Annotated in this window: 3 protein-coding genes; 2 read left to right on the forward strand and 1 reads right to left on the reverse strand. The window is 54.0% G+C overall.

The features are described from left to right. The coding region (locus tag ACXWUF_RS19945; protein ID WP_458496325.1) for a DUF1501 domain-containing protein at positions 1–806 on the forward strand (806 nt) is incomplete at its 5' end. A gap of 181 nt (positions 807–987) precedes the next feature. Here the strand turns inward: ACXWUF_RS19945 and ACXWUF_RS19950 are convergent. Further along, positions 988–2130 carry a sugar-transfer associated ATP-grasp domain-containing protein gene (locus ACXWUF_RS19950; protein WP_458496326.1) on the reverse strand — a complete coding sequence of 381 codons (1143 nt, stop codon included), beginning with the start codon at positions 2128–2130 and terminating at the stop codon, positions 988–990. Positions 2131–2654: 524 nt separating this feature from the next. Here ACXWUF_RS19950 and ACXWUF_RS19955 point away from each other — a divergent pair. Next, the gene (locus ACXWUF_RS19955; RefSeq protein ID WP_458496327.1) at positions 2655–3968 is read left to right on the forward strand and encodes an alpha/beta hydrolase family protein; all 1314 of its coding nucleotides are present in this window, start codon (positions 2655–2657) and stop codon (positions 3966–3968) included. Positions 3969–3986 lie beyond the last annotated feature (18 nt).

Genomic DNA, 3986 nt, shown 5'->3' on the forward strand with positions numbered 1-3986 from the left:
ACTCGGTGTCGGTGGCGGATAACGCCATGTTCAATCAAGGCGAAATCGTCAGTTGCAACTATGTCCCCGGCGGCGGGATTCTGACCTTGAACGGGGTGGGCTGGTGGCCGGCCACCCAAGCCAGCCCCAGTTTGGCGGGCCTCCACCAGAACCGAATCCAGGACGGCGGCAGCCCGTTGCGCAAGGTGGCGAACCGGCTGTTCGGCGATGGCATCCAATTGGCGGCGGATTTGCAGGCGGCGGGCGGCGCGGCGGCTTTCCACCATGACGACCTATTCCCGCAGACCTACATCGGCAGCCAGTTCAAGGACGTGGCTCGGATGATTAAGTTGCGGGCCAGTCAAGGGGCGGGCCGTCAGGTGTTCTTCTGCCAGTTCGGCAGCTTCGACACCCACGGCGGGCAGGACTGGCAGCATTGGAATTTGCTCAGCCAGTTGTCCGCCGCCTTGAATGCCTTCTATTGGGAAATGCACGACAGCGGCCTGGGCAACAAGGTGACGAGCTTCACCCAATCGGAGTTTGGCCGCACCCTGCAACCCAACACCGGCGGCACGGACCATGGCTGGGGCGGACATCACTTCGTGATCGGTGACGCGGTGGCGGGCGGGGTCTACGGCACCATGCCACAGTACGGGCTGGGCGTGCCAGGCGATTCCAATGGCCGGGGGGCGTGGATTCCGACCATCGCCACCGAGCAATACGCCGCGACCTTGGGAATCTGGTTCGGGGCGGACGCTGGCGACTTGGCCTATGCCTTCCCGACGCTGGGGAATTTCTCTGCGGGGAATTTGGGGTTTATGGGGTGAGATTTGGGGCGGATAACATCTCTTGAAAGGATATTATCCGTTAGCACGTAGGTCGGGCATGCATTTCCATGCCCGACCTGCCTGTTTGGCCTAACGGCCAGCTACGCTGCAAGTCTTTGTTAGGCTAGGGGGCACATCACAGAAAATAAATCCGTCACCTTTTCCATTGCAGCTACGCGGCTTATCTTCTTGATTGGATAGCCATTCGATTTTCAATGTTAAATTTTTGCTTTAATTCCAAGGCCTTCCTCATTTTTTCATTGAGAATACCGGTGTAGCCAACACATTGTGGCACTCCCAAATCTGCTTCGGTGTTTACTTCAAGAATGATAGGGCCTTCATCAGTAAAGGCGATATCCCAATGTTGAAGCCATAACCCATTTAAAACCCCCGCCGCCTTCAAGCAATAATTTTTTGCCTTTTCCCAATCGGGCAAGGCCAATCCAATAATTTTTTGTTGAGTATCTGGATGTATTTCACATTCTATGCGGTTTATGCCCAATTTTGGAATAACTCGAACAATCCTTCCATTTATTATATCCACCCATCCCAGCATATTACCAGTTGCGCCATGGCTAAAATTGTCGGTCATATTATTCCCGACAGGTATTTTCAAGAACGCCATAAAAACTTCATATTTCTCTTCCTGACGAATCAAAATCAATCTTACTGTACTCAGTCGATTTCCACACGTTTGCTTCAAGATCGGATGAGGTTTGAGCAGAGGCTGAAACAATAAACCTCCATAGGGTAAAAACCTTGCCTTTTCAATTAACTTTTTGATTTCGAGATAACCCCCATTTTTCAGGACGAGTCGCTCGGTAGAAGGGTCATAGCTTAAGACGGCATAAGCATCTCTTCCATAAGTCCCTTGAACAGGCTTTACAAATATAGGGTATATATCTTCCCGAGATAAAAAATTCCTTAATGAATCCGGGTCTCGCAACAAAATTTCATTCTTGCCTATATCAAATACTGAATAAATAGCTAGATTTTTTGGTGCCGGTATATTTAACCCATTTAATATAGCGCAACAGAGAAGCTTATTATTGGCCGTGCTGCGCCAAGAGCCATCATTAAGCACCTTGTCAATATATGCGCTAGTTCGCCACCCTATCATTTCTGATTTATGCTGGGATTTTATCTTTTCATCATCGTAAATGCCATATTCATAATATTCTGAAAACCCTATCTTTGATTGAGAAAAATAAAGCTTTGTAGCTTCAATGAATTGATTGATAATCGGCTTCTTATGCGTGCTGCGAACAGCTTTAGCATATTCATATAATTGATGTATTTTTCCAAAAAGTTTAAAGATTTTCATTTCAGTAACCTTATGTAAGTTTTTGTGGTTTTATAGAGCGTCATTTACGCCCAATGTAATAAGCCAACCTGCGATTCCGCGTGCGATGAGCCTTATGAAATTCTGATTTTTGAATATATCCCCAAAGGCTTCGTTATGGCAATGACGGAATTGTCAGGTTTAGCGAATGGCTTTATTACAGAGGCGCTGCGAAACTAAGGAGGGCGACAAACCGAAAATTCAGACGGCACAAAGCCCCGGCGCGGGCGGCACATCAACTGCGTTATGCGCCGCCCGCGTCGAGGCTTTGTAACAGTTTATCTCGATCCTCGCCATAGTTTTGCCAGCGTCCATATCAAGCGCCATCCATACTCAAAACAGCCACAAACTGAACTTTTTAATCCCCCTCATCCCACCCCTCTCCCAGAGAGAGCGGGCAACAAGATCGGGCCGTGTTTAGACGGGAGGCTTGTGAACCCACAACAAGCCGAATTCCCCACCCGTACGCGGTCTAAGGGACAAAACCTCGCCCGCAGGTGCCGCCCATGCGTTTCCCAAGAAAAGGATTTCTCCCCGCCCTTCTGATGCTGTTTGTCTGTGCCGCCGCGACCGCCGCCCGGCTGGACCCGGCCCGTTATGACTTCCCCTACCCGGACCCGTACCTCGCCACCACCACCGTCGCCTTGTTGAAGGACCGGGACAAGCGGCTGGTGGATGACGATAGCCGCTGCCTCCACATCCAAATGATTCCCGGCCGGAACGACATCGAATTGCTGGAAGGCAAAGGTCGCCTGCGGGTCCGCTTCCAGCCACAGGACGACCGCCACGCGCCGCTGATTTTCCTGATCCCCGGCTTCGGCGGCTCGGCCTACACCGGCTCGACCCGCTACGTGGCGCAAATGCTGGTGGACCGGGGCTTCCAGGTCGCCACCCTGCCCTCCCCGTTCAGTTGGAATTTCGCCCTAGCCGCCAGCCAGTCCGGCTTTCCCGGCTACACCGGACGGGACAGCGAAGACCTGTACGCCGCCATGCAAGCGGTGCTGCAACGGCTCCGTGAGCGGGACGGGGTGAGCGTGAGTCGGATCGGACTCATTGGTTTCAGCCACGGCGCCTTGCACGCGGGCTATCTGAGCAAGCTGGACGCCGAGCGCAAGCAGATTGGCTTCGACAAGGTGCTGCTGGTGAATCCGCCGGTGAATCTGCCGGAAGCCATCCGCAAGATCGACCAGTTGGCCGACCTGGACAAGCGCTTTAGCACCGAGGAGCGGGACGACATCGAATCCTACGCCTTCGGGGTCGGCAGGGCGGCGCTCAACCGGGACATCGACGACCCCGGTTACTTCGCCGACTGGAACCGGCGCTTGCGGCTATCGGGGGAGCAAATCCGCTACCTCATCGGCAAGGCGCTGCGGGTGCCGGTGGGCAATATGCTGTACGTGATCGAACTGATGAAGCAGCCGGGGATCCTCACCACGCCGGTCAGTTGGGGCTACCGCAGCGCACGCTTCGAGGAGGCCCGGAGTTACGACATCCTCGATTATGTCCGGCAAATCCTGGCACCCCGGTTGCGGCAGGATCAGGAACGGAATGCGGATTTCGAGCGGCTGGCGGCTGAATCCTCGCTGACGGCCATCGGTCCAAGCTTGCGGAGCAACCCCCGCGTGCATCTGATGCACAACGCGGATGACTTCCTGATTTCGGCGGAGGATTTGCGGTTCGCGGAGGATGTGTTCGGGGCGCGGGCGCGGATTTACCCCCATGGCGGGCATTTGGGGAATCTGTGGTTTCCGCAGAATCGGCGGGATTTGCTGGGCTTATTCGAGCCGCTATTGGCTGGCAAAAGTGGGAGTGGGCTTTAGCCCACGACCGCCATAAGT

It is taken from the genome of Methylomagnum sp. (assembly GCF_054333355.1).